This window comes from Methylobacterium sp. 142-1Y, from assembly GCF_057747795.1.
In genome coordinates, this window is the sequence record NZ_CM173224.1 from 414,439 (window position 1) to 441,168 (window position 26,730).

Below are 26,730 nucleotides of genomic sequence, written 5' to 3' on the forward strand. Positions count from 1 at the left end.
CCGTCCCGGGCCCCGGAAGGTCCGCGATCGCCCGACGGCCTTTCAGCCGAAGGTGAAGGCGTAGACGCGGATGCCGGAGCCGTGGAAGCGGACCGCGAAGGTGCGCTCGCGAGCCGGGTCGGACTGGCGGACGAGCTGGTAGAGGCGCGTCTCGGCGATCGTCCCGCCGCCGTCCGGGCCGGCATCCGTTCCGTGGTCCTCCCCCGGCGGCGCGCCGTCGAGGGTCACGTCGAAGCGCACCGGACGCCCGTCCGGCCCGGGCCCGGCGACGAGGTGGAGGTCGCGGGCGCGGAAGCGGACGGTCACGCTGCCGCCCTCCGCCGCGAGGCGCGCATGGTCCGGCTCCACGGCCCAGGTTCCGGCGAGCGACCACTGGTTCGGCCGCAGCCGGCCGGGACTATAGACGCGCGGGCCGAAGGACAGCCCCTCGGGCGAGGCGAAGGTCGCCGCCTTGTCGGAGCCGAGATAGATCTCGCCGGAGCGCAGATGGGCGAGATCGGGCGCGGCCTCGGCCCCGGCCGCCCGCGTCGGCGTCGCGCCCCGGTCGGTGGCGCGCCGTCCCGCGGCCTCGGCGAGCAGGTCCTGGATCGCGGCTTCGGACCGGGCATAGCCGCCCTCGCCGAACTGGTGGTGACGGATGCGCCCCTCCGCGTCGACGACGTAGAGGGCCGGCCAGTAGCTGTTGCGCAGGCCGCGCCAGAGCCGGAATTCGTTGTCGACCGCCACCGGATAGGGCAGCCCGTGGCGACGGATCGCGGCGGCGACGGTTCCGACATCGTGCTCGAAGGCGAATTCCGGCGCGTGGATGCCGATCACGGCAAGCCCCTGCTCGCGGTAACGCTCGGCCCAGGCCCGCAGGTACGGCAGCGTGCGGATGCAGTTGATGCAGGACGAGGTCCAGACATGGACCAGCACCACCCGGCCGCGCAGGCCCTCTTTCGTCAGCGAGCCGCCGTTGAGCCACTGCGTGGGCGCCCGCGAGGTCCGGCAGGGCGCCCTCGACCGGCAGAAGACTGCGAGAGGGCTCGGCCCGGGCGGGCTCCACGCCGAGCGCCGTCAGGATCGACTCCTCGGCGGCGACGGTGCCCGCTGCGGGATAGCGTGCCAGCAGGTCCGCATCGGCCCCGAGGGCGAGTGCCGCGAGCCAGGCGAGCAGGCCGGCCCCGACGGCCCGACGGAGCCTGTCCCCGAGGCCGAGATGCCGACGCAGGACCGCGGCGAGCGGGCGGCCGAGCCGGGCGGCGCCGGCCAGGACCGTCGCGGCGCCCGCCGCATAGGTGGCGATGAGCGCCGTCGTCTGCCAGCCGGCCCCGTTCAGGGCCGCGCCGGTGAGGACGAGGCCGAGGATCGGCCCGGCGCAGGGCGTCCACAGGAGGCCCGTCGCCGCGCCGAGGCAGAGCGAGCGGAAAGGTCCCGGGATGCCGGTCCCCCTGCGCGACGATGGCGCCGCCGAAAGTCCCGCGACGGCTGCGCCCAGCCGCACGAGCGGCCGGTGGAGCCGGTCGGAGACCCGGTGCGACAGGAGCGAGACCGCGAAGGCGGCGAGCAGGCCGAAGGCGAGCAGCCGTCCGGCCGTGCCGAGCCGCGCGACGAGGCCGCCCCCGACAGCTGCGGGTCCCGCGGCCGCCGTGAAGGCGAGGCCGAGGCCGGCCAGGAACGGCAGCGTGCCGGCGACGAGCGGGCGGCCCGACCGTGCCGGGACGAAGGACACCAGGACGAAGGGCAGCACCGGGACGATGCAGGGGCTCAGCAGGGTCAGCACGCCCGCCAGGTAGGCGGCGAGGAAGAGGGTCATGACGGCTTATCCGATCCGACGCGCCGGGAAGGCCGCTTTCCTCATCAGCCCCGCATATCCCGCCTGTGTACGGCGTCCGGCCGCTTCGTATCGGTCTGTAGCGGGTGGGAGCGATCCTCCTCCGGGCGCGGCCCACCCGGCTACGTTGCGTGACACGCGCCGTCTCGCCGGCCGGCGCCGGGCCGGCTATCCCGGGCATGAGACGAGGACGCGCGGGCACGGGCCGAGGGCGGAATGGCGGAGCACATCGATCACGTCCTGATCGTCGACGACGATCGCGACATCCGCGAGCTGGTCTCCGCCTATCTCAGGAAGAACGGCCTGCGGGTGAGCGTGGCCGCCGACGGCCGCCAGATGCGGTCCTTCCTGGAGGCGGACCGGGTCGACCTCGTGGTGCTCGACATCATGATGCCGGGCGACGACGGCCTCGTCCTGTGCCGGGACTTGCGGGTGGGCAAGCACAAGGCGGTCCCGGTCCTGATGCTCACCGCCCGCAGCGACGAGACCGACCGGATCGTCGGCCTCGAGATGGGGGCCGACGATTACCTGGTGAAGCCGTTCGCCGCGCGCGAGCTGCTCGCCCGGATCAAGGCGGTCCTGCGCCGGACCCGGATGCTGCCGCCGAACCTCCAGGTGACCGAGGCCGGCCGGCTCATCGCCTTCGGAACCTGGCATCTCGACACCACGGCGCGGCACCTGGTCGACGAGGCCGGGACCGTCGTGCCGCTCAGCGGCGCCGAGTATCGGCTGCTGCGCGTGCTGGTCGACCATCCCCAGCGCGTCCTCACGCGGGACCAGCTCCTCAACCTCACGCAGGGGCGGGAGGCGGAGCTGTTCGACCGCTCGATCGATCTCCTCGTCAGCCGCCTGCGGCAGCGCCTGCGGGACGATGCCCGCGAGCCGGCCTACATCAAGACGGTGCGCAGCGAGGGCTACGTCCTCGCGGTCCCGATCACAATCGTGCAGGCGCGCGAGGCATGACGGCGCCCGTTCCCCCCCGGCGGCCTCGGCCCAGCCTCCCTCGTCCTCGGATTCCTTGGCCCCGCAGCCTGCGCGGCCGCCTCTTCGCGATCCTGCTCGCCGGCCTGCTCCTGGCGCAGGGGCTCTCCGCATCCGTCATGGTGCTGGAACGGGACCGGTCGGCCCGCGCGGTGATGCTGACGACGCTCCAGCGCGACGTCGTCGTCGCCGTCACCCTGCTCGACCGCCTGCCCGCGGCGGAGCGGCCGGGATGGCTCGCGCTCCTCGACCGGCCGACCTACGGCTTCGACCTCGGCACCGGGCTGCCGGGCGGGGCCGCGCTCACCCCGCGCCTTCGCGTCATCGCCGACGAGATTCGTCCAGCCCTGGAGCCCCGCTTCCCCGTCCGGTTCGAGGCGGTGCCGGGAGGGCGCGAACGCCTCCAGGGTCGCGTCGTCCTGTCGGACGGCGCCCCCCTCACCATCGACGTCCGCCCGGCCGCGCGGCCGATGGCCTCCTGGCTGCCGGTCGCTCTCGCCGGACAGCTCCTCCTCACCCTCGGCTGCGTCTGGCTGGCGGTGCGCCTCGCGGTGGCGCCGCTGACGCGGTTTTCCCGCGCGGCCGAGACCCTGGTGCCCGGCCGGCCGGCCGTGCCCTTCCCGGAGACGGGGCCGGACGAGCTCGCGCAAGCCGGGAAGGCCTTCAACGCGATGCAGCACCGCATCGCCCGCCATCTCGACGAGCGGGTGCGCATCCTGGCGGCGATCTCCCACGACCTGCAGACGCCGATCACCCGCATGCGGCTGCGCGTCGAGACCGGCCTCGACGGGCCGGAGCAGGACCGGCTTCTGCACGACCTCGACGGCATCGAGGCGCTGGTCCGGGAGGGGATCGCCTATGCGCGGAGCGGGCACGAGGGAATCGAGGAGCCGGCCCGCCTCGACCTGCGCGCCTTCGTCGAGAGCCTCGTCTTCGACTACCAGGATACCGGCCGGGACGTGACGGCCGAGGCGCTGCCGCCGGTCACCGCGGTGACGCGCCCGAAGGCGCTGCGGCGCATCCTCACCAACCTGATCGACAACGCGCTCCGCTATGCCGGCCGGGCCGAGCTCTCCCTCGAGGCGGGGCCTGCAGGCTTTACCATCGCGGTGCTCGACCGCGGCCCGGGCATTCCGGCCGACAAGCTCGACGACGTCCTCCTGCCCTTCGTCCGGCTGGAGGAATCGCGGAGCCGGGAAACTGGCGGGACGGGCCTCGGCCTCGCCATCGCCGACCAGCTCGCCCGGGCGATCGGCGGCAGCCTCACGCTCCAAAGCCGCGAGGGCGGGGGCCTGCGGGCGATGGTGCACCTGGACTGACCGCGTGGTCCGTCCGTATCACGGCAGGACCGTGATACATGCGCTTACAAGATCGCATGTCGCGCACACATCCGGCACACTCGCCGCCGGCTCAATGCGGACGAACGCACGGGGGCGCAATGATCCGCCAGAGCCTCCGTCCGCCATCGGGCGATGCGCCGGACCCTCGACGACGGGCCGCGCGTCGGCCCCGTGATCGTCGGGATCGGGAGCCACGACATGGAACGGATGACAGGACCGGCCCGCCGGCAACTGCTCGGGGGCCTCGGTGCCGCCCTCGCTCTCGGCGCCGCCTCGCGCATCGCGCCCGTTGCTGCGCAAGGGGCTGCCGCTGCGCAAGGGTCACTCCCCGGCGCGGGGTCCGGCTCCCCCGCCTTCGGCCCGCTGAAGCGGGTCCGGGCCGGGGATCTCGACATCGCCTACGCCGAGGCCGGACCGGCGGAGGGGCGGCCCGTCCTGCTCCTCCACGGCTGGCCCTACGACATCCACAGCTACGTCGAGGTCGCGCCGGTGCTGGCGGATGCGGGCTACCGGGTGCTGATCCCGTATCTGCGGGGCTACGGCGCGACCCGCTTCGTCTCGGAGGCGACGCCGCGCAACGGCCAGCAGGCGGCGCTCGCGGTGGACGCGGTCGATTTCCTCGACGCGCTCAAGATCGAGCGGGCGCTGGTGGCCGGCTACGACTGGGGCGCGCGTACCGCCTGCATCCTCGCGGCCCTGTGGCCGCAACGGTGCCGGGCCCTCGTTTCGGTCAGCGGCTACCTGATCGGCAGCCAGCAGGCCAACGCCATGCCGCTGCCGCCGAAGGCCGAGCTGCAATGGTGGTACCAGTTCTATTTCGCCACCGAGCGGGGGCGCGAGGGCTATGCCCGCTACACCCGGGACTTCGCCCGGCTGATCTGGGAACTCGCCTCGCCGCGATGGCACTTCGACGATGCCACCTTCGCCCGGTCGGCCGCGGCCTTCGAGAATCCGGACCACGTCGCGGTCTCGATCCACAACTATCGCTGGCGGCTCGGGCTGGCGCCGGGCGAGGCGCGGTACGACGCGATCGAGAGCAAGCTCGCGACCTTCCCGAGGATTGCGATTCCGACCATCACGCTCGAGGGCGACGCGAACGGTGCGCCGCATCCCGAGCCCGCCGCCTATGCCAGGAAATTCAGCGGGCCCTACGCACACCGCACCCTCACGGGCGGCATCGGGCACAACCTTCCCCAGGAGGCGCCGCGCGCCTTCGCGCAGGCCGTGGTGGACGTCGATGGCCTCTGATCCGCATAAACCCGTCCTGCTCCTCGCCGGTGCTCTCTGCCTCGCCCTGGTCGCGGCCGGGGCGGCCGGCCAGGATGCCAATGACCAGGCCAAGGAGAAGGCCAAGGACCAGGCCAAGGAGAAGGCGAAGCCCGCTTCGCCGATCTACGGCGTCACCGTCCCGGACGGCTTGCGCGACTGGCGCCTGATCGCCCCGGCGCTGGAGGATGCCCCGCTGAACGAATTGCGGGCGGTGCTCGGCAACGACCTCGCGGTGGCGGCCTATCGGGACGGTACGCGGCCGTTCCCGGACGGCACGGTCCTGGTGAAGCTCGCCTGGGAACGGATGCGCTCCCCCGACTTCGAGTCGGCCACGGTCCCGGGCCGCGCCACGACGGTGCAGGTCATGGTCAAGGACTCCCGGCGCTATCCTGAGAGCGGCGGCTGGGGCTTCGGCCGCTTCGTCGACGGCCAGCCGGTCGACGCGGGCCAGCACGAGACCTGCTTTGCCTGCCACGAGGCGCGGGTGAGTGACCGCGACTTCGTCTTCACCCGCTATGCCCGATGACGGTCCGACGCTCGGGCGGCGAGGGCGTCGCCGAGAATCGGGATCCCGGACGGGAGTGGTTCGCGACGATCGATGCTATGACGGCCGGGTCGGGCGATGTGCGGACCACGATGCTGACCCTCCGAGCCGGATTCTGGATCCTGGCGCCCGTCGCAGGCGCGCTGGCGGGCCTCGTCTACGGCCTTGCCTTCGACATCGAACCGCTGGTCTCCGCCATGCGCGGCGCGTTCATCGGGGCGCCCGTCCTGCTCTACGAGCGCGGCGTGCTCCTGCGGCGCTGGCGCGACCTGATCCGCCGGGCCGCGACGCCGGTCTTCGGCCTGGCGACGCTCGCGACCTATATCGGCATGATCGTGCTCGGCAACGCGGTCGCCGGCACCATCCTCCACCGCGGCTTCGGCTACATGGCGAATGCCCAGGTGGCGATGCGGATGTCCGAGACCGGCTTCGCCTACGCCCTCGGCATCTCGGCGCTCGCCACCTTCGTCCTGCGCGTGCGCGACCTGATGGGCCCGCGGGTCTTCGCCAGCCTCCTCGTCGGCCGCTACCACCGGGCGATCACCGAGGAGCGCATCTTCCTGTTCCTCGACGTGGCCGGCTCGACGCGCTTCGCCGAGGAGCAAGGCGACCTGGCCGCCCAGGTCTGGCTCGGGGCGATCTTCGCCGCTTTGGCCGCGCCGGTGCGCCGCTCGCAGGGCTCGATCGACGATTACATCGGCGACATGGCGCTGGTGAGCTGGTCGATGGATCGCGGTCTGCGGAATGCGGCCTGCCTGGACTGCGTGTTCGATTTCCTGCGCCTCGTCGAGGCGGATGCCGAACGCTGGACCGCCCGGTTCGGCCAGGTCCCGACCTTCCGCGCCGCCATCCATTGCGGCCCCGTCGTGACGGCGGAGATCGGGTTGGAGCGGCGCAAGATCGCGTATTTCGGCGACACGCTGAACACGACGAGCCGGCTCGAAGGGCTGGCGAAGGAACTCGGCGCCGGGATCGTCGTCTCGGGCGATCTGCTCGACAGACTGGCCGAGCTGCCCCCGCACATGATCGTCTCCGATCTCGGCCTGCGCCCCTTGCGCGGCCGCAAGGAGCCGCTGCGGATCGCGGCGGTCCGTACCCGTGACAGAGTGGGGAGCGGCCTGTAGGGTGGGGTTCAGGAGCCCTGCGTGCAGGGCCGTTCGGGAGAATGCGCGGGAGAAACAGAAGGCGCCGGTTTCCTCCTCTCCCCGCGGGCTGGGCTATGGCATTCTCACCTCTCGGTCGGAGTGATACGAAATCCGGAAGATCACTTCCGGATTTCGTATCATCAACCCGCGCGGTGAAGCCGTAGGCTTCACACGCCTGAGCGATGCCGCTTTCCGCATCGCAAAGCGATCAATCGGAAAGCGTATGATACCAACGGTCGTCGAAAGCGACCTTTGGTTCCGTTCTCGAATTTTCGCCAAGCCCGAGGTCCCGGACTTCTGGGGCGTGGTGTCGACAATTCGAGATGGGTCAACGGCCCCGTCGATCTCGGGCCTGCCCGAGATCGAAGGGATGCGTCAGCATCGCGGGCCGTTGGTATGATACGGCTTCCGGAAGATTCCTTCCGGACGCCGTATCATCAGCCCGCGCGGCGCCTGAGCGAAGCCGGTTTCCGCATCGCGAAGCGATCAATCGGAAACCGTATGACTCGTGCCGCGGAAGCATCACCGCGGTCAAGCGCGACGCGCGTTGAGCAGACTTGCGTTGGCAGGCCAACGCTTCGTCCGCTTAGGTTTTTGGTCTGTCGCAGATTTGTGCCGTGAAACCGGCCGCCACTTTTGCGAAATCTGCTTAGTCCTTCGCCGGCTCGTCCTTACCCGGAACCTGAGTGATGCCGCCGATCACCCGGACCGGGCGGTTTCCCTCGGGCGGGGTCTTCCAGCCGCCGTCCTTGGCCTCCGCCGGCTTCGGCGGCGCGGCCTCGGCCGCCTTGGCGGGCGGAGCGGCCGGCTTCGCGGCGGGCTGCGGCGCCAGGGGCGGGACGAGGGCCGAGGGGGTCTCGATCTTCTCCGGCGGCTTGGTGCGGGCGGCGGTCTTGCGGGGCGCCTCGTGCTTGGCGCCCTCGGGGGCAACGCTCTCCCGGCGCGGCGCCGCGCCGGTGCGGGCGGCCGGGCTGTCGGGATTGAGGCCCATCGGGTTCGGTCCGGCGGCGCGCGGCATGCGCGGGGAGGGCGCTTCGGCCGGCGGCACGGCCTGGAGATCCTGCGGCGGCTGCGGACGGGCGGCGACGCGGCGCTCCTCCGGCCGGCGGTCGACCGGCGGCAGCGGCTCGGCCCGGGACAGCGGCACGGGGGCGTAGGTCCCGCCGTCGCGCCAGGCGTTGTCGCGCCGGGGAGGTTCGCGGAACGCGTCGTCCCGCGGCCAGGGCTGGCGCGCCTCGGCCTCGGTCCAGCCGTAGCCCGGCCGCCGGCCGCCCGGGACCGTGCCGGGGGGAATCAGCGGCGCCTCCAGGCGCTCGCGGTCGAGGATGCGGCCGGTGCGGGCATCCACGACCAGCTGCACCCGGTTGCCCCAGGGGCTGTCGGCCTCGACCCGGTAGGTCTCGCCGTCGAAGCGCGGATGGGTCATGCCGGTGAAGCCGGCCCGGCCGAGGCGGAAGATCACCGCCCGCGGCGGCAGGATCACGGCGTCCTCGTCCTCGACGGTGAAGCCGTAGCCCTGCGCCCGCGCAGGACCGGTCGGCACCGCTCCCGCGAGCAGCGCGGCGGCGAGCGCAGCCATGATCGCCGCGCCCGTCACGGACCGCTTATCCGTCTTCGACGGCAGTGCAGTCATCGTCCCGCATTCCCTTGTTTCAGGGGTCGTGTCGGGGGGTGAGCCCCGCATTCCCCTCGTGCTCGGACAAAGTTCTGTTAACCGTGGGAATGAGGCGGGATTGCGGGAGCGGGGCCGTCGTGGGCATCGCCTTTCGGGTAAAGGACTGACAGGCGACCGATCGCCCGTCCCGGAGACCCCACCATGTCGCGTCTGCTGCCCGCCTGCCTCGCCGCCCTCCTGCTTGTGCCCGGCGTCGCCCGTGCCGAGGACAGGCTGCCGACGATCCCGCCGGCCCAGTACAGCCCGGAGCAGAAGCAGGCCGCGGAGGCCTTCGAGGCCGCCCGCAAGACCCCGGTCTTCGGGCCGTTCGAGCCGCTGATGCACTCGCCCGAGGTGATGAGCCTCGCCCGCTCGATGGGCGACTACCTGCGCTACAAGCCGAAGATCGGCACCACGCTCTCGGAACTCGTCATCCTGGTCAATGCCCGTCACTGGACGCAGGATTACGAGTGGTACGTCCATGCGCCGATCGCCAAGAAGGTCGGCATCGCGCCGGAGACCATCGCGGCGATCCGCGACGGCCGGCGCCCGACCGGCCTGCCGGAGGACCAGGAGACGGCTTACGACTTCACCGCCGAGCTGTTGCAGAACAAGCGGGTCTCGGACGCGACCTTCGCCCGGGCCGAAAAGCTCTTCGGCAAGCCGGGCGTCGTCGATCTCACGGCGGTCAGCGGCTACTACACCTTCCTGGCGATGGAGCTGAACGTCGCTCGCTATCCGCTGCCGAAGGACGGCACGCCGCTGCCGCGCCTGCCGGAGTGAGCCTGACCGGGGATCGGCCACGGCCGGCCGATCCCCGGACGCGGGACCGCTACATCCGCGCCGTGAGCGTCGCGAGAACCGAGAACGGCGCCCCCGGGATGTTGTTGAACTGGTTGAACGGCGCCTCGATGTACCGGGCGTCGGTCAGGTTCTTCAGGTTCAGCGAGAACCGGGCGTGCTCGTTGAGGTCGTAGAAGACCGCGGCGTCGACGCGGGTATAGGCACCGACCTTGTAGGTGTTGGTGATGTCGCCGAAGCGCGAGCCGACATGGGTCACGCCGGCACCGATTCCGAGCCCGCGCCAGGGCCCTTCCTGGACCTGGTAGGTGGTCCAGACGCTGCCGCTGACCTGAGGCGCACCGTCGAGGCGGTTGCCGACCGGAATGGTGGTGTCGCGCGTCACCCGGGCATCGGTGTAGCCGATGCCGCCGATGACCTTCCAGCCCGGCAGGATCGTGCCGGCGAGGTCCGCCTCGACGCCCTTCGAGCGCTGCTGCCCGGTGATGATCGAGAAGCCGCTATTGACTGGATCGTTGGCCGAGACGTTGTTGCGGGTGATGTCGAACACCGAGGCGGTCAGGCTCAGGTCGGGCGAGAGGTCGAAGCGGGTCCCGACTTCGATCTGCTCGCCGGTCTCCGGCGGCGGGTTGGCGACGCCGAGGACGTTCGCCGTCTGCGGCTTGAACGAGGTCGTGTAGCTCGCGTAGAGCGCCAGCGGCTCGGCCACCCGGTAGATCAAGCCGACCCGCGGCGAGATGCCGGAGAGTTCCTGCTCCGGCGGGATCGTGCGCGAGGTCGGCGTGCGGCTGAAATAGAACTGGTTGCCGGTGTCGTAGCGCACCCCGAGCAGCAATTGCAGCCCGTAGCCGAGCTCGATCTGATCCTGGGCGTAGAGCCCGGTCAGCTCGTTCTTCTGCTTCAGGTCGCTCTGCAGCGACAGCGCCCCCGGCAGGGCCAGGCCCGGGACCGGGTCGAAGAAGCTCACCGAGGCGAGCGGCCCCTGCGTGGTGACGGCCCGCCGGTAGCCGTTGAAGTACTCGATGCCGACGAGTGCGGTGTGGCGCAGGCCCAGGAAGTCGAACTTGGCCACCAGCTCGGTCTGGCTGTCGACGGACGCGTAGGTCGAGGTGGCGGCGGTGGTGCGGCGCTGGACCGTGAGGCCGTTCGCCGAGAGGCCGGTGGCGCGGGACGCGAATGCGTCGAAGCTGCCGCTCTGGGCGTTCAGCACCTGGCGCAAAGTCAGGTTCTCGCTGAAGTCGTGCTCGATCTTCAGCGTGCCGAAATTGGCGTTGGCGTTGTAGCGCGAGAACGGCTCGCCGTAATAACGCGAGATGTTGTCGAGCGGCACCCGGCCGTTCCGGGTGATCAATCCCTCGTCATAGACCGTGTCCTGCCGGGTGAACTCGCCGATGAACGAGACCCGGGTATCCGGGCTCGGGTTCCAGGTGATGACGGGCGCGGCGAAGAAGCGGGAATTGTCGCGGCCGGCGAGATCGCGGAACGTCGGGTCGACCTGCGTCGCGACGCTGAGGCGGGCGGCGAGCCCGTCGGCGCCCGGCACCGGGCCGGAGACCGAGCTCTGCACCCGCCGGAAGCCGAAGCTGCCGCCCTGGATGGTGGTATCCGCCGTCGGCACCAGGCTCGGCTGGCGGGTGACGATGTTGATGACGCCGCCCGGATCGCCGCGGCCGTACAGCACCGAGGCCGGGCCCTTCAGCACCTCGATCCGCTCGACATCGGCGAGGTCGCGCTGGACCGGATAGAAGTTGCTGGCCTGGTTCATGAACACGCCGTCGATGGCGTAGGTCTGGGTCCGGAAGCCGCGGATGATGAAGGTGTCGCTGCGGCCCTGGATCGTGCCGCCCGGCTGCACGTTGCTGACGTTGAACAGCGCGTCGGCGAGCCGCGTCTCGGCACGGTCGACGATCACCTCGCGCGGCACGACGTTGACGGTCTGGGGCAGGTCGCGGAGCGCCGTGTCGGTCTTGGTGGCGGTGGCGCTGCGGGTCGCGCGGTAGCCCTGAACCGGACCGGTCGCGGTCTCCCGGAAGGCCGGCGCGCCAGCCACCGTGATCGTGTCGAGGGCGATGGCTTCGCCGGATTCCTGCGCGTCCGCTCCCCCGGCCGCGAGGATCGGCGCCACCCCCGCGAGCAGCGCGAGGAACAGCGGCGACCGGCGCCGGACCGCGGGGCAGGGGGGTGAGCGCACGGGGACCTCGGGTGGAAGGAATGGCTTCCTGCGGCGTAATCGCCCGGTCAGCGGCAATCAATCGCCTCATCCCGCTAAGGTCTGGAACGATTCCAGGGCCGGTCGCAATCGTCCGTCCTGTTGCCTTTGCGCATCTTCCGCAATGTTCGTCATTGGGCGGAAGCGGTGGACAACTCGGCCTCCACTGCATGAATTAGAATAGATACAAAAAGAACAGATGACTTGCACGCCATCGGGCCTCGACATCCCACCGCCCCGGTTCCGCCCGGCCTGGGACCCGAACGAAAGCGGGACCCGCCCCGGAAGGAGCGGATCCCGCATGTCGTCGATGACAATCCGGACCGGCGGGGAAGCGCCCCGCCGCCGACCCCCGTTCAGAGCGGCAGGGTCGTCGCGCCCATCAGCGCCTCGTCGATCGAGCGTGCGGCCTGCCGGCCCTCGCGGATCGCCCACACCACCAGGGACTGGCCGCGGCGCATGTCGCCGGCGACCCACACCTTGTCGGTCGAGGTGCGGTACTGGGTGTCGTCGGCCTGGACGTTGCCGCGCTTGTCGCGGGCGACGCCCGATTCCTCGATCAAGCCCTGGGCCACCGGGCCGGCGAAGCCGATCGCCATGAAGACGAGGTCGGCGGGCAGCAGGAACTCGGAGCCGGCGATCGGCTTGCGGGCCTCGTCGACCCGGGCGCAGACGACGCCCTTCACCTTGCCCTTCTTGCCCTCGATGCGCAGCGTCGCGGCCTGGAACTCGCGCTCGGCGCCCTCCGCCTGGCTCGACGAGGTGCGCATCTTGGTCGCCCAGTACGGCCACACGGTCAGCTTGTCCTCGCGCTCCGGCGGCCGCGGGCGGATGTCGAGCTGGGTGACCGAGAGGGCACCTTGGCGGAAGGCAGTGCCGACGCAATCCGACGCCGTGTCGCCGCCGCCGATCACCACCACGTTCTTGCCGGCGGCGAGGATCGGTTCCTCGGCCGTGGGCGCCTCGTGACCGACGCGGCGGTTCGACTGGACGAGGTACGGCATGGCGAAATGCACGCCCTCGAGCTCCTGGCCCGGCAGGCCGGGATCGCGCGGGGCCTCGGCGCCGCCGGCGAACAGCACGGCGTCGAACTCGTCGTGCAGGCTGGCGAAGGAGCGGGTCACCCCGACATTGACGCCGTAATGGAACTGCACGCCCTCGGCCTCCATCTGCCGCACCCGGCGGTCGATGTGGCGCTTCTCCATCTTGAAGTCGGGGATGCCGTAGCGCAGCAGGCCGCCGGCCTTCGGCTCGCGCTCGAAGACGTGGACGTCGTGGCCGACCCGGGCGAGCTGCTGGGCCGCAGCCATGCCGGCCGGCCCCGAGCCGATCACCGCGACCTTCTTGCCGGTCTTCACCGCGGCGGGCTCAGGGACCACCCAGCCCATACTCCAGGCCTTGTCGGCGATCGCCTGCTCGATGGTCTTGATCGCGACCGGCTGGTTCTCGAGGTTGAGGGTGCAGGCCTCCTCGCAGGGGGCCGGGCAGATGCGGCCGGTAAATTCCGGGAAGTTGTTGGTGGAGTGCAGGTTGCGCGCCGCCTCCTCCCAATCCGCGTTGAAGACGAGGTCGTTCCAGTCCGGGATCTGGTTGTGGACCGGGCAGCCGGTCGGGCCGTGACAGAACGGGATGCCGCAATCCATGCAGCGCGCCGCCTGCTTCTTCAGGTCGTGCTCGTCGAGCGGCAGGGTGAATTCGAGGAAGTGGCGCACGCGGTCGGCCGCGAGCTGATACTTCTGCTCCTGCCGGTCGAATTCGAGGAAGCCTGTGACCTTGCCCATCGGTGGAGTGCTCAGTTCATGAAGTGATCGGGCCGGCGGTGGGTCTTGGCGACCCCGGCGACGGTGGCGGATGTGGGGAGCGCGTCCCCGCAGCGGGTGAGCCAGGCCCGGATCGCGGGCCGGCCCGAGAGATCGAATCCGCCCTCGTCGGCGAATTGCGTATAGGCGAAGAGTGCGACATCCGCGATGCTGACCGCACTCCCGACGAACCAGTCGGCGGCGGTCAAGTGTCGCTCCATCAGGTCGAGGGCGGCTTCGCCCCCGGCTACCTTCTTCGGGTCGCGGGTCTCGGCCGGTTCGCCCTTGTAGCGCATGTGGAAGCGGCAGACCGCGATGGTCGGCTCGTGGCTGTACTGTTCCCAGAACAGCCATTCGTCGATCTTCGCTTGTGTCCAAGCGTCGTCCGGAAGCAGGGCGGAGCCGCGGGCGAGGTATCGGATGATCGCGTTCGACTGGGCGAGCATCCGCCCGTCCGGGAACTCGACGCCCGGGACCTGGCCGGCGGGGAAGCGGGCCAGATATTCGGGCGTGCGGCTCTCGCCCTTCATGATGTCGACCGGGATCCAGTCATAGGCGAGCCCGAGGTGATCGGCGACGTACCGCACCTTCAGGCAGTTGCCCGACATCATGTCGCCGTAGACCTTCACCGCGGGATCTCCTTGATTCCCCGATCGTCGACGAGGCGCCACCCCCAACCCTCCCCCCTCTGCGGGGGAGGGTGCCCCACGGAGTGGGGCGGGAGAGGGGCAGCGCGACGCTGATCCAGATGGCGCCTCTCAGAACGGTTCAGTCGTTTCCGGAAGCGTGGTTCCCCTCTCCCGGCTCGCTCCGCTCGCCACCCTCCCCCGCAGAGGGGGGAGGGTTCAGCCGCGCGGCCTTCAGTACCGGTGGATTACTCCGCCGCCACCGGCATCCGGGCCCGCTCCATCTCGCGCAACGCCCGCCGGTACTCGACCGGCATCACCTTCACGAACTTGGTGCGGTAGGTCTCCCAGTTGTCGATGATTGCCTTGGCGCGCACCGAGCCGGTATACTTCAGGTGGTTGTTGATCAGCCCGACCAGGCGCGCCTCGTCATGGCCCGACATGTCGGCCAGGATGTCGATGCGCCCCTTGGTCTCCAGGTCGCCGTCCTGGTGGAAGCGGCGCATGAACTCGTCCTCCTCCTCGACCGGCTCGAGATCGACCATCGACAGGTTGCAGCGCTTGGCGAACGACCCGTCCTCGTCGAGAACGTAGGCGATGCCGCCCGACATGCCGGCCGCGAAGTTGCGCCCGGTCTCGCCGATCGACACGACGACGCCGCCGGTCATGTACTCGCAGCCATGGTCGCCCATGCCCTCGACCACCGCGATGGCGCCCGAGTTGCGGACCGCGAAGCGCTCGCCGGCGGCACCCCGGATATAGGCCTCGCCGGCGATCGCCCCGTACAGCACCGTGTTGCCGACCATGATGGTGCGGTCCGACGGCGAGCCCAGCGCATCCGAGGGCCGGATGATCAGCTTGCCGCCCGACAGGCCCTTGCCGACATAGTCGTTGGCATGCCCGGTCAGGCTGAGCGTCACGCCGGCGGCGAGCCAGGCGCCGAAGCTCTGGCCGGCGGTGCCGGTGAGCTTTACCGTCAGGGTGTCGTCCGGAAGCCCCTCGTGGCCGTGCGCCTTGGCGACCAGGCCCGACAGCATCGCGCCCGCGGCCCGGTCGGAGTTGCGGATCGTGTCCTCGACGGTCACCGCCACGCCGGTCTCGATCGCGTCGCCGACGGCCGCGATGAGGCGACGGTCGAGGACCTGGTCGATCGGGTGCTTCTGGGTCTCGACGTGGCGGAGCGCGACACTCTCCGGCACGTCAGGCTTGTGGAACAGACGGGTGAAGTCGAGGCCCTTGGCCTTCCAGTGCGAGATCGCCGCGAGCTTGTCGAGGTATTCCGAGCGGCCGATCAGCTCGTCGAGCTTGGTGACGCCGAGAGCCGCCATCAGCTCGCGCACCTCTTCCGCCACGAAGAAGAAGTAGTTGATGACGTGCTCAGGGGTGCCCTTGAAGCGCTTGCGCAAGACCGGGTCCTGGGTCGCGACGCCGACCGGGCAGGTGTTGAGGTGGCACTTGCGCATCATGATGCAGCCGGCCGCGATGAGCGGCGCGGTCGAGAAGCCGAACTGGTCGGCGCCGAGCAACGCCGCGATCAGCACGTCCCGGCCGGTGCGGATGCCGCCATCGGCCTGGAGCGCGACCCGGCCGCGCAGGTGGTTGAGCACCAGGGTCTGCTGGGTCTCGGCCAGCCCGATCTCCCAGGGGCCGCCGGCATGCTTGATCGAGGTGAGCGGCGCCGCACCGGTGCCGCCGTCGAACCCTGAGATGGTGATGTGGTCGGCGCGCGCCTTGGCGACGCCGGCCGCCACCGTGCCGACCCCGACCTCCGCCACCAGCTTCACCGACACGTCGGCCGCCGGGTTGACGTTCTTGAGGTCGAAGATCAGCTGGGCCAGATCCTCGATCGAGTAGATGTCGTGGTGCGGCGGCGGCGAGATCAGGCCGACGCCCGGGGTCGAGTGGCGGACCTTGGCGATCTTGGCATCGACCTTGTGGCCGGGCAGCTGGCCGCCCTCGCCGGGCTTGGCACCCTGCGCCACCTTGATCTGCATCATGTCGGCGTTGACGAGATAGTCCGTCGTGACGCCGAAGCGGCCCGACGCCACCTGCTTGATCGCCGAGCGCCGCGAGCGGCCGTCCGGCAGCGGCTTGAAGCGCTCGCGCTCCTCGCCGCCCTCGCCCGAGTTCGAGCGGCCGCCGAAGGAATTGACGGCGATCGCAAGCGTCTCGTGCGCCTCCTTGGAGATCGAGCCGTAGGACATCGCACCGGTGGCGAAGCGCTTGACGATCTCGACCGCCGGCTCGACCGCGTCGATCTCGACCGGCGCCCGGCCGAGTTCCGCCGCGCTCTTGATCCGGAACAGGCCGCGGATCGTCTTGAGGTGGTTCTCCTGCTCGTTGACCATCTTGGCGAAGGCCCGGTAGCGGTCGGGCAGGTTGAGCCGGACCGCGTGCTGGAGCGTCGCGACGGTGTCGGGCGTCCAGGTATGGGCCTCGCCGCGCAGGCGGTAGGCGTATTCGCCGCCGACATCGAGGGCGGTGCGATAGACCGGCGCGTCGCCGAAGGCGTCGCGGTGGCGGCGCACCGTCTCCTCGGCGACCTCCGCCATGCCGACGCCTTCGATGGTGGTCGCCGTGCCGAAGAAGTCACGCGCGACGAAGGCCGAGTTGAGGCCGATCGCGTCGAAGATCTGCGCGCCGCAATAGGACTGGTACGTCGAGATGCCCATCTTGGACATCACCTTGAGCAGGCCCTTGTCGATCGACTTGATGTAGCGATAGACGATCTCGTCGTCGGTCAGCTCCGGCGGCAGCTCGTCCTTCATCGCGATCAGCGTCTCGAAGGCGAGGTAGGGGTTGATCGCCTCGGCGCCGTAGCCGGCGAGACACGCGAAGTGATGCACCTCGCGCGGCTCACCCGACTCGATCACGAGCCCGACCGAGGTGCGAAGCCCCTTGCGGATCAGATAGTTGTGGACCGCCGCCGTGGCGAGCAGCGCGGGAATCGGGATCCGGTCCGGGCCGACGGCGCGGTCGGAGAGCACGATGATGTTGTAGCCGCCGCGCACCGCGGCCTCGGCGCGGTCGCACAGACGGTCCAGCGCCCCCTCCATCGCCTGCGCGCCGGTCTCGGCCGGATAGGTGATGTCCAGGGTCTTGGTGTCGAACCGGTCCTCGAAATGGCCGATGCAGCGGATCTTCTCTAGGTCCGCATTGGTCAGGATCGGCTGGCGCACCTCGAGGCGCTTCTTGCGCGAGGTGCCCTCGAGGTCGAGGATGTTCGGCCGCGGCCCGATGAACGAGACGAGGCTCATCACGGCCTCCTCGCGGATCGGGTCGATCGGCGGGTTCGTCACCTGCGCGAAGTTCTGCTTGAAGTAGGTGTAGAGGAGCTTGGGCTTGTCGGAGAGCGCCGAGAGCGGCGTGTCCGAGCCCATCGAGCCGACCGCCTCCTGGCCGGTCACGGCCATCGGCTGCATCAGGAGCTTCAGGTCTTCCTGGGTGTAGCCGAAGGCCTGCTGGCGATCGAGCAGCGACACGTCGGTGCGCGACTCGCGCGGCTGCACCGGGCGCAGGTCCTCGAGCACGATCTGGGTGCGCTTCAGCCACTCCTTGTAGGGGTGGGCGGCGGCGAGCTCGTTCTTGATCTCCTCGTTGGAGACGATGCGGCCCTTCTCGAGGTCGATCAGCAGCATCCGGCCCGGCTGGAGGCGCCAGGACGAGACGATCTTCTCGTCCGGGATCGGCAGCACGCCCATCTCGGAGGCGAGCACGACGAGCCCGTCATCGGTGACGAGGTAGCGGGCGGGGCGCAAGCCGTTGCGGTCGAGGGTGGCGCCGATCTGGCGGCCGTCGGTGAAGCAGAGCGCGGCCGGGCCGTCCCACGGCTCCATCAGGGCAGCGTGGTACTCGTAGAAGGCGCGCTGCTCCTCGCTCATCAGCGGATTGCCGGCCCAGGCCTCGGGCACCAGCATCATCATCGCGTGGGCGAGCGGGTAGCCGCCCTGGACGAGGAACTCGAGCGCGTTGTCGAAGCAGGCGGTGTCCGACTGGCCCTCGTAGGAGATCGGCCAGAGCTTCGAGATGTCGTTGCCGAACAGGTCCGAATCGACGCTGGCCTGGCGCGCCGCCATCCAGTTCACGTTGCCGCGCAGCGTGTTGATCTCGCCGTTATGGGCGACCATCCGGTAGGGGTGCGACAGGCGCCAGGTCGGGAAGGTGTTGGTGGCGAAGCGCTGGTGCACCAGCGCGAGCGCCGAGACGAAGCGCTCGTCCTTCAGGTCGAGGTAGTAGTGGCCGAGCTGGTTCACCAGCACCATGCCCTTGTAGACGATGGTGCGCGAGGACAGGGAGACCGGGTAGAACTCCTTCAGCCGCTCGTCCTTGAGGGTGTAGACGGCGTTCGAGATCACCTTGCGGACGAGGAACAGCCGGCGCTCGAAGGCGTCCTGGTCGGCGCTCGACGCCGGGCGGCCGATGAACACCTGGCGGTGGCGCGGCTCACTGGCCTTCACGCTCTCGCCGAGGTCGCTCGGGTCGACCGGCACGTCGCGCCAGCCGAGCAGGCTCAGGCCCTCGTCGGCGATCGCCTTCTCGACGATCTTCTCGACGAGCCGGAAGCCCTCCTCGTCCTGCGGCATGTAGAGCTGGCCGACGCCGTAATGGCCGGCCTCCGGCAGCTTGATGCCGAGGCGCTCGGCCTCCGCCGCGAAAAAGCCGTGCGGGACCTGCACCAGGATGCCGCAGCCGTCGCCCATCTTCGGATCGGCGCCGACGGCGCCGCGATGGTCGAGGTTCTCCAGGATCTGGAGGCCCTGCTGGACGATGGCGTGGGTCTGGCGGTTGTGCATGTCGGCGATGAAGCCGACGCCGCAGGCATCCTTCTCGTTGCCCGGGTTGTAGAGGCCCTGGCGCGCCGGCAGGGCCGGATCGCGCACGACGAGGGCGGGGACCGCCTGCCCGCGGGAGGGGTGCTGGGACTGGTCCGTGCCGCTCATGGTCTGGTCTCCCAAGGTCCGGTCGTCGTGGCGAGGCGCGCGGGCGCGCTCGATGAGGGTCGAGAAGGGCCGGACGCGCCGGCCGTCGAAAGGGTCTCCTGCCGCAAGGACAGGCATCCTGCCTCGGCGGCAGGCTATCCCACCGTCACCGGTGGGCGAAGTGGCGCGGACGGCCGCAGGGCCTCCGCCGGCATGCGGGCCGAGGGCCCGGCCGCTGCCTTATCGTTCTTCAGCCGCGGGAGGGTCGGTCGCGTCTCGCGAAGGGAGCGCCCGCACCTCGCGAGCGCCCGGCAGGCCTGGTTTCAGGCCGCGTGCGCCCGCACCGCCCGAATGGCGGCGCGTTTGGTATCTCGTTTGGCCGTCGTGCAAGCCACAAGCCAGCGCCCTTGCGACCCGGGGGCACGGGGCCCGGCCGGGAAAATGGGACAGCGGTACTGTCCTAACTCGGGGAACCTGCCAGATTTCAATCGGTCCAGCAAGAGGCCATTCGGTCGGGGCTTGTGCTTTTCTTGCGTATCGCGTCGGAGCGCCGCAACGAAATGCCGAATCCGGGTGGTATCACGCATCATTCCCCCGCAAAGCGCGCAGCATGATCGGCGGGGCATGCCGGGCATGAGCGGGGATGCCTCGTCTGCCTCTGTCCTTCCCGGCATGATGACATCCGCACGATCGAGGGAGCGCAGGGACCGATGAACTTCGCGAGCGACAACGTGGTGGGGGCGAGCGCTCCGGTGCTGGAGGCGATCGTGCGCCACAACGGTGGGGCGATGCCGGCCTACGGCGCCGACCCGCTGACGCTCGGGCTGACCCCGCGGTTCCGGGCCTTGTTCGAGCACCCCGACCTCGCGGTGTACCCTGTCGCGACCGGCACCGCGGCGAATGCGCTGGCGCTCTCGGTGATGGTGCCGCCCTTCGGCCTGTGCGTCTGCCACGAGGAGGCGCACGTGATGGAGGACGAGTGCGGCGCGCCGGAATTCTACACCCATGGCGCCAAGCTGCACGGCCTGCCTGGGGCCGGCGGCAAGATCGCCGCCGACACCCTCGATGGATTCTTGGGCGGCCTGACCCGGCACGTGAAGCAGATGCCGCCCCACGCGCTGACCCTGTCGCAGCTGACCGAGAGCGGGCAGGTCTACACGGTCGAGGAGATCGCGACCCTCGCGGACATCGCCCATTCCCACGGCCTCACCGTCCACATGGACGGGGCGCGCTTCGCCAACGCGCTCGTGGCCCTCGGCTGCTCGCCGGCCGAGATGACGTGGCGGGCGGGCATCGACATCCTGTCCTTCGGGGCGAGCAAGAACGGCGCGCTCGCCGCGGAGGCCATCCTGGTCTTCCGCCAGGACCTCGCCGAGACCCTGGACTTCCGCCGCAAGCGCGCCGGCCACATCCTGTCGAAGGGCCGCTTCCTCGCCGCCCAGCTCGACGCCTATCTCGCCGACGACCATTGGCTGGCCAATGCCGCCCATGCCAACCGGATGGCGGCGCGCCTCGCCGCGGGTCTTATCGAGATTCCCGGCGTGCGCCTGGCCTGGCCGGTCCGGGGCAACGAGCTGTTCCCGATCCTGCCGGCCGGGCTCGATGCGGCCCTGCGCCGGGGCGGGGCGCTCTATTACGACTGGGCGAGCCGTAGCCTAGCGGAAGGGGAGAGCGTGGAGGAGGGCGAGCGGATGATCCGCCTGATCACGGCCTTCTCGACCAAGGAGGCCGAGGTGGAGGAGTTTCTGGTGCTCGCTCGTCGGGGCAGCTGAGGGCCTGTTCGAGCAATTTTGCCGAATGTTCGATAGCAACGGTGCTTCCCTTCCTCACCCCTCATCCTGAGGTGTTAGCCCATCGAAGATGGGCTGACCTCGAAGGAGGGCTCTAGGGACTGCGGAGAGTTCTGGAGCCCTCCTTCGAGGTCAGTCGATCCCAGATCGACTAACGCCTCAGGATGAGGTGGCGGTTGGGACTATGTGCCTATAATCAAGTATGTGATAGCAAAACCTGCTCGAACAATCTCCGAATATCCTCACCCCCGCGGCCAGCGGAAATCATCCGCCCGGCCGGGCTGGGGCGTCGGCGCCGCGCCGCGGACCAGGCTGCGCTCCAGGGTGTAGCCGGTGTCGCGGTCGATCCGCGGCCGGCCGGTGACGAGCTGGCCGCCCGGGGCGACGTCGTTGCGGGTGAGCGGCAGGACCGGGCCGGCGGCGGGCTTGACCGGCAGGGCCGGGATGCCCGGCGGCTCCGGCAGGCTCGGCAGCATCGCGGTGATGAGCCGGTCGATCGCCGCGTCGTCGTCGAGCTTGGCCTCCCCGGCGGGGGCCGGCGGCGCCTCCGGGGTCAGCGGCGTGACCGCGTCCGGCAGGGCAGGGGCGCCGGTGGTCGCCTCGATCAGCCGCTTGATCTCGACATCGGCGAAATGCGCCGCCTTGCGGGCGCCCGCCTGGGTGAAGTGCACCCCGTCGGAGGTGCGCAGGCGCGCCTGCTGCCCTTCGAGGTCGGGCCCGTTTACGGCGTAGCGGTTGTCCTCGCCGACGAAGGCCGGCCAGATGTCGACGTAGACGCCGCCCGCCCGCTGCACCCGATCGCGAAACATCTCGTTGAGCGAGGTGATGTCGGCCGACAGGGTCTCGCTCTTCATCGGCGGCTCGCCGACCCAGACTACCGGCACCTTGCGGTCGGTGAAGACCTTCAGGAGCGCATCGATCCGGTCGCGGTAGAGGGCGCGCCAGCGCTCGCTCAGGGGCTCGACGGTCTGGTCGCCGTCGCGCAGGGGCTGACGGTCGTTGGCGCCGACCATGACGACGGCGTAACTCACCTTGGGGTTGGACTTGAGGTAATCCTCCGCCGCCTTCGGCCAGTCGACCACGTCCTTGCGCACGAGGCCGCTATCGCCCTTGGCGCGGCGGATCACCACCACATCCGGGTTCGCCTCGTAGACGGTGTCGAGGCCCTGGCCCAGCAACTCGGCGAGGGAATCGCCGAACACCGCGATCTGCGTGCGCGGGTCGGTCTTCGGCTTCGGGGCGGCGGGCCTCGCGACGACCGGGGCCGGGCGGGGCTTGGGCCGCTGCACCGAGCGGCCCTCGCGGCTGTGCACCACCTCGCGCTCCCGCTCCCGACGGGGGCGGGGGGTGCGGTAGGCGCCGCGATAGGCGGGCCGGCCCGGATCCTGCGCCTGGGGCTGGGCCGAGGGGCGGTCCTCCCAGGGCCAGTAGAATTGCCGCTGCGGCTCGGGGGCCGGCACCGGCCGGGTGGCGGGCGCGCGGCGGTAGCCGTAGCCGTCGTCGTAATATTGCGCCCGGGCCGCCTCCGGCGCCCCGACAAGGCCCGCGAGCAGGCTCCAGAGGACGAGGCGCGGCAGCCTCCGCCCCGTCGGCCACCCCATCGGCATGTTTTCCGGCTCCGCCCGCATCCTCATGGCTCGAGTATAGCGCGGCGACGGGGCCCGGCCCACCCCGGCCGGGGCGGGTGATTTTCGGGTTCGCGCTCTATCAAGGTTAGGGAATGATGCAAGGTTAGGGGATGATGAAGGCCAGTGTAAAACCTCCGTTCAGCATCCCCGAACATCGCCTGTGCGCGACGAGACGACGAACCGCGGCGACGACCGGCCGTTAAGCGGCGCCGGCCCATGGTCTGCCTCACGCGAGCGACGGACGAACAACACGTCGCCGCACGACAGGCGGGTGATCCTCATGTTTCGGACCGTACGGCGGCTGGGTGCCCAGGCCGCGCTCATCCTGGCGATCGGGTCGGCGGTGCTGCTGAGCCGGGGCGGACGGGAGGCCGTGGCCGTCCCGTTGCGCCCGGCGCTCGATCCGGCGCCGATCACCGCACCGATGGCGCGGCCGGCCGTCCCGGCGCCGGCTCCGGGCGTGCGGGTAGTGCTGGCCCTGCCCTGGACCAATGGCAGCGCCGAACTGGCGAGCGAGGTTCTGGCCGCCCAATACGGCGCCAGCCTCAGCGATTCGCGGTGACGACCGGCGACACCGCCCGGCCGAGGGAGACCCAGCGCGTGCTCTCGTCGCCCTCGCGCTTGATGTAGGTGTAGCCGGTCTTGTGCCAGGGCAGGATGGCACTGGTCTTGTTGTCGAGAACAAGGTCGCCGCGGTCGGTGCGCAGCATCAGCACGGCGTGGCCCTCGCCCTTCTCGTCGATCACCACGGTCATCCGCATCGCCCGGCGCGGCAGGCCGGCCTGGGCGAGCAGCTTGCGCTTGAGGAGCTGGAAATCCTCGCAATCGCCCGAGCCGTCCTCGGCCAGGTCCCAGCGGTCCGGCACGCCCCAATGCTCCTGGTCGGTGACGGCGCGGAGCGAGGTGTTCACCTGGCGGTTGACGCCGGTGACCGTGTGCCACAGCCGCGGGGTCAGGGTGACCTGGGCCGGCTCGCTGACGTCCACCGCACATTCGGAGGCGTAGCGGGCGCAGAACTCGGTCCAGGCCGGGACCGGCCGGGCCTCGCCGACCGTGGCGGCCGGGATGGTGACCGCGGGAAGCGCCGCCAGGGTCTGGCTGCCCGCCCCGCTCGCGGACGCCAGGAGCCCGGCGACGACCGCCGCGGCCTGCGCGATTCCGAACACGACCTTGCGACCCGCGATACGCATCCGACCCGTACCCGCAACCGTTAAGCTCTCGTTAACGAGTTGGTCGCACGTCGGGTCCGCCGGGGCAACGGCCGAGTTAAGAAAAGGTTAACGTGTGTTCACAGGCACGCGCAGGGGGCAGCGCAGGGGGCAGGCGAAGGGCTCAGGTGAGCCGGCTCACGCCCGCCGCAGCGAGAGCGCGGCGATGATGGCGGCGCCGATCAGGGTCGCCGCTACCGGGGTCGCCGAGCCGTCGTGCCAGGTCGCGACCACGAGGGTGAACAGGGCGCCGAGCGCCATCTGGGTGAAGCCGTAGAGGCTCGAGGCCGCGCCGGCGGCCTGGGGATCGACGTTCATCAGTCCCGTCACCGCGTTCGGGCCGAGGAGCCCGATACCGACCGCGTAGACCACCAGGGGGCCGAGCAGCGTCACCACCGTGAGGGATCCGCTGCGGTCGACCGCCAGCAGGACCAGGGCCGAGGCCAGGCAGATGCCGTTGCCGACCTTCGCGGCGCGCAGGATCGGCATCCGGCCGGCGAGGCGCCCGGCGGCAGCCGACCCGACCACCATCCCGGCCACCACGATCAGGCAATCGAGCCCCACTTCCTGCGCCGAGCGGCCGAGCCGGTCGACGAGGAGGAACGGCGCCACCGCCAGGAAGGCGTAGAGGCTGGTTCCGGCGCAGGCCCCGGCAAGCAGGTAGGCGCGATAGGCGGGATGGCGCAGGAGGCGCCAATAGGCGCCCGCGACGGCGCCGATCCCCGGCAGCGCCACCGGCCGCCGGTTGGTCTCCGGCAGCGTCACGACCACCAGCGCGGCCAGGGTCGCCACCAGGGCGGCCAGCACCACGAACACCGCCCGCCACCCGAAGGCTCCGGCAACGAGTCCGCCGATCGCCGGGGCGAGGGCCGGGGTCAGCGTCATCGCCATGGTGAGGATCGCGATCTTGCGGGCGGCGTCGGTCGCGGTCGAGACGTCGCGCACCATCGCCCGGCCGAGCACCAGCGAGCCGCAGGCGCCGAGCGATTGCAGGACCCGGGCGACGATCAGCACCTCGATCGAGGTGGCGGGGATCGCGAGCAGCAGCCCGGCGAGGTAAAGCGACAGGCCGGCGATCAGCACCGGGCGGCGCCCGAACCGGTCCGAGAGCGGCCCGTAGACCAGCTGGCCGCAGGCGAGGCCGACGAGGTAGAGGGTGATGGTCAGCTGCGCCGCCACCGGCGTGGTGCCGAGATCGGCCGCGGCGGCGGCGAGGGCCGGCACGAAGATGTGCAGGGCCACCGTTCCGGTCATGGTGACGGCGACGAGGAGCGGCAGCGAGGCTCGGCTGGGGCCTCCCCGGCCGGACTCCACTTGGCCGGACTCCACTTGGCAGGGTTCCACTTTGCAGCGTTCCACTTGGCCGAACGACGCCTGGCCGGTCGCTCGGTCGGGACGCCTCGGTGACATCTTCATCGCGGGGTCAACTCACGGTTCGTCGGGGCCTCCTGCTTGTGTAAGGCGAGCCCGGCCGTGGGAGGCATGCCGGTCGCGAATGGCTGGGCCTTGCCGCCGGTGCCGCCCCTCGCGTCTCCGCCGGATGGAACCGGCCTGCCCATCACATCCGGGTGAGGGCGTTCATCTCGTTTGTCTGCGAACGAACGGGCCGGTAACCTGCGTTCAATGGTGCGGGGATCGGATCGGGCGCAGCATCGGCGAGCGCAGGGGCGGGCCCGATTGCAGGAGGTGACGATGTCCGATGGCGTGTTCCGTTCCGGCAGATGGCCGAAGCATTCTCGCGGAGACGACGCGGTCACGGCCGACAGTCTGTCGGCGCAGCGCCTGCGCGAGATCGAGGGCGTGCTCGGAGTGGCGATCGATCCGTCGGAGGCGGGCCTCCCGCAGGGGAGGGAGTTCGAGCGTCAGGCGATCGAGCTGCTGCGCGCCTTCGGCCGGATCACCGATCCGCGCACCCGCCGCGACGTGCTGCATTTGGTCCAGGCCGCGTCGCGCGAGGCGTAGAGCGAGGATGGTGCCGTGCGACACCGGCGCCGCGCCCCGTCGCCCGAACCGGAGGTGAGGTCATCCGTTGCCCGGGGCTGCCGCCCGCGAGAGGCGGCTCATGGCCGGAGGACACCCCGATGCGAGGGACGTTGCGAGGACTTCTGATCTCGGCATCCGTTCTGGTTCCCGTCGCCGCCGCGGCGACACCCTGCGCCGAGCAGATCGCCACGATCGAGCGCCGGCTCGAGAGCCCGGGAGCCAAGGCGGTGACCGGCGGCACGCCGACGAGCACGGGCTCGCCCAAGGCCCTGGCGGCCCCGCCGCCGGGACGGCCGAGCGACCCCGCGACGGTGCCGCAGGCGGACCACGTCGCCGAGGCGCGCGGCCTGATCGCCACGGCACGCGAGCAGGATCGCGCCGGCAACGCTCAAGGTTGCAACGACACGATGACCCGCGCCAAGGAACTGATCGGCGCGCTGCCCTGACCCGGCGCAGGACGCCGTCCGGGACCCGGCGTCAGACGGCCTCCCTCATGCGCCGCATCGTATGCGCCCAGTCGCTCGGGCCGAGGCCGGCGGCGATGCCGATCGGGTTCAGGCCTTCGCGGGCGCGGTTGCGAGCCTCCCGCGGGCTCATCGCGAACCGGGCCCGGAACGAGCGGCTGAAATGGGTCTCGCTGGTGAAGCCGCTCCGGAAGGCCACCTGGGCGATGCTGCTGCGCCCGTCGTCCGACCGGCACAGGGCCACGAACGACCGGTCGAGCCGGCGCCCGGCGACATAGGCCATGACGCTTCCGTCGAAGCCGAACAGCCGGTACAGGGTCGCCCGCGACACCCGGCAGGCCGGCGCGATGCCGGCGGGGCTCGAGGCCGGGTCGTCGAGGTGGCGATCGATATAGGTGCGGATCCGCTCGCGGACGCTGGCGCAGGTTGCCGCGCGGGCCAGCGGGTCGGCCTCCCGCAGGTCGCTGCCCGAGATCAGCAGGCACAACGCCTCGAGGGCGTCGCTGGCCTCCCGCGGCGCGAGCGAGCCGGCATGCTCGGCGAGGCTGCGCATGTGG

Annotated in this window: 19 protein-coding genes and 1 pseudogene; 10 read left to right on the forward strand and 10 right to left on the reverse strand. The window is 70.7% G+C overall.

Annotated elements, in window-relative coordinates; translation table 11 throughout:
• Positions 1-42 precede the first annotated feature (42 nt).
• A pseudogene (locus AC3AOF_RS01900) lies at positions 43-1,795 on the reverse strand (redoxin domain-containing protein).
• 234 nt (positions 1,796-2,029) lie between these two features.
• On the opposite strand from AC3AOF_RS01900, the gene AC3AOF_RS01905 reads away from it, so the two are divergent.
• The 5 genes from AC3AOF_RS01905 (at position 2,030) to AC3AOF_RS01925 (ending at position 7,071) form a co-directional block, all read left to right on the forward strand.
• On the forward strand, positions 2,030-2,776 hold the full coding sequence (locus tag AC3AOF_RS01905) for a response regulator (RefSeq protein WP_236990845.1): 747 nt from the start codon (positions 2,030-2,032) through the stop codon (positions 2,774-2,776).
• Positions 2,773-4,113, forward strand: a complete 1,341-nt coding sequence (locus AC3AOF_RS01910) for an ATP-binding protein (protein WP_488347531.1) — start codon at positions 2,773-2,775, stop codon at positions 4,111-4,113. The genes AC3AOF_RS01905 and AC3AOF_RS01910 overlap by 4 nt, the downstream gene beginning before the upstream one ends.
• 219 nt (positions 4,114-4,332) lie before the next feature.
• On the forward strand, positions 4,333-5,382 hold the full coding sequence (locus AC3AOF_RS01915) for an alpha/beta fold hydrolase (protein ID WP_488347532.1): 1,050 nt from the start codon (positions 4,333-4,335) through the stop codon (positions 5,380-5,382).
• Positions 5,372-5,929 carry a cytochrome P460 family protein gene (locus tag AC3AOF_RS01920; protein WP_488347533.1) on the forward strand — a complete coding sequence of 186 codons (558 nt, stop codon included), beginning with the start codon at positions 5,372-5,374 and terminating at the stop codon, positions 5,927-5,929. The genes AC3AOF_RS01915 and AC3AOF_RS01920 overlap by 11 nt, the downstream gene beginning before the upstream one ends.
• Before the next feature lie 110 nt (positions 5,930-6,039).
• Positions 6,040-7,071 (forward strand): adenylate/guanylate cyclase domain-containing protein, encoded by a 1,032-nt coding sequence (locus AC3AOF_RS01925; RefSeq protein ID WP_488347534.1) that lies wholly within the window; start codon positions 6,040-6,042, stop codon positions 7,069-7,071.
• 670 nt (positions 7,072-7,741) lie between these two features.
• Here the strand turns inward: AC3AOF_RS01925 and AC3AOF_RS01930 are convergent.
• On the reverse strand, positions 7,742-8,689 hold the full coding sequence (locus AC3AOF_RS01930) for a hypothetical protein (RefSeq protein ID WP_488347535.1): 948 nt from the start codon (positions 8,687-8,689) through the stop codon (positions 7,742-7,744).
• Between the two features lie 219 nt (positions 8,690-8,908).
• Here AC3AOF_RS01930 and AC3AOF_RS01935 point away from each other — a divergent pair, with 219 nt between their 5' ends.
• Positions 8,909-9,529 (forward strand): carboxymuconolactone decarboxylase family protein, encoded by a 621-nt coding sequence (locus AC3AOF_RS01935; RefSeq protein ID WP_488347536.1) that lies wholly within the window; start codon positions 8,909-8,911, stop codon positions 9,527-9,529.
• Between the two features lie 49 nt (positions 9,530-9,578).
• On the opposite strand, the gene AC3AOF_RS01940 is transcribed toward AC3AOF_RS01935, so the two are convergent.
• From AC3AOF_RS01940 to gltB, 4 genes are all read right to left on the reverse strand, one after another.
• Entirely contained in the window at positions 9,579-11,789 is a 2,211-nt protein-coding gene (locus tag AC3AOF_RS01940) for a TonB-dependent siderophore receptor (protein WP_488348947.1), read from the reverse strand.
• Positions 11,790-12,112: 323 nt separating this feature from the next.
• Positions 12,113-13,537: a glutamate synthase subunit beta gene (locus tag AC3AOF_RS01945; protein ID WP_488347537.1), complete on the reverse strand. Its 1,425-nt coding sequence runs from the start codon at positions 13,535-13,537 to the stop codon at positions 12,113-12,115.
• Between the two features lie 11 nt (positions 13,538-13,548).
• Positions 13,549-14,184: a glutathione S-transferase family protein gene (locus tag AC3AOF_RS01950; protein WP_488347538.1), complete on the reverse strand. Its 636-nt coding sequence runs from the start codon at positions 14,182-14,184 to the stop codon at positions 13,549-13,551.
• Between the two features lie 245 nt (positions 14,185-14,429).
• Positions 14,430-19,121, reverse strand: coding sequence for a glutamate synthase large subunit (gene gltB, locus AC3AOF_RS01955; protein ID WP_488347539.1), 4,692 nt, complete (start codon positions 19,119-19,121; stop codon positions 14,430-14,432).
• Between the two features lie 689 nt (positions 19,122-19,810).
• Between gltB and AC3AOF_RS01960 the strand changes: the two genes are divergently transcribed.
• Complete coding sequence (locus AC3AOF_RS01960; protein ID WP_488347540.1) at positions 19,811-20,872, forward strand: threonine aldolase family protein; 1,062 nt, start codon at positions 19,811-19,813, stop codon at positions 20,870-20,872.
• Positions 20,873-21,132: 260 nt separating this feature from the next.
• Here AC3AOF_RS01960 and AC3AOF_RS01965 read toward each other — a convergent pair whose 3' ends face one another.
• The gene (locus AC3AOF_RS01965; RefSeq protein WP_488347541.1) at positions 21,133-22,491 is read right to left on the reverse strand and encodes an SGNH/GDSL hydrolase family protein; all 1,359 of its coding nucleotides are present in this window, start codon (positions 22,489-22,491) and stop codon (positions 21,133-21,135) included.
• A gap of 298 nt (positions 22,492-22,789) precedes the next feature.
• Here AC3AOF_RS01965 and AC3AOF_RS01970 point away from each other — a divergent pair, with 298 nt between their 5' ends.
• Positions 22,790-23,080, forward strand: coding sequence for a hypothetical protein (locus tag AC3AOF_RS01970; RefSeq protein WP_488347542.1), 291 nt, complete (start codon positions 22,790-22,792; stop codon positions 23,078-23,080).
• Here AC3AOF_RS01970 and AC3AOF_RS01975 read toward each other — a convergent pair.
• Positions 23,064-23,708 (reverse strand): transglutaminase-like cysteine peptidase, encoded by a 645-nt coding sequence (locus AC3AOF_RS01975; protein ID WP_488347543.1) that lies wholly within the window; start codon positions 23,706-23,708, stop codon positions 23,064-23,066. The genes AC3AOF_RS01970 and AC3AOF_RS01975 overlap by 17 nt on opposite strands.
• Before the next feature lie 156 nt (positions 23,709-23,864).
• The gene (locus AC3AOF_RS01980; RefSeq protein WP_236992839.1) at positions 23,865-24,980 is read right to left on the reverse strand and encodes a multidrug effflux MFS transporter; all 1,116 of its coding nucleotides are present in this window, start codon (positions 24,978-24,980) and stop codon (positions 23,865-23,867) included.
• A 438-nt stretch (positions 24,981-25,418) separates the two neighbouring features.
• On the opposite strand from AC3AOF_RS01980, the gene AC3AOF_RS01985 reads away from it, so the two are divergent.
• A complete protein-coding gene (locus AC3AOF_RS01985) occupies positions 25,419-25,688 on the forward strand; it encodes a hypothetical protein (protein ID WP_236990860.1) in 270 nt (89 codons plus the stop codon).
• A gap of 131 nt (positions 25,689-25,819) precedes the next feature.
• Positions 25,820-26,155: a hypothetical protein gene (locus AC3AOF_RS01990; RefSeq protein WP_488347544.1), complete on the forward strand. Its 336-nt coding sequence runs from the start codon at positions 25,820-25,822 to the stop codon at positions 26,153-26,155.
• Between the two features lie 31 nt (positions 26,156-26,186).
• On the opposite strand, the gene AC3AOF_RS01995 is transcribed toward AC3AOF_RS01990, so the two are convergent.
• On the reverse strand, positions 26,187-26,726 hold the full coding sequence (locus tag AC3AOF_RS01995; protein ID WP_236990862.1) for a helix-turn-helix domain-containing protein: 540 nt from the start codon (positions 26,724-26,726) through the stop codon (positions 26,187-26,189).
• Positions 26,727-26,730: the final 4 nt, after the last annotated feature.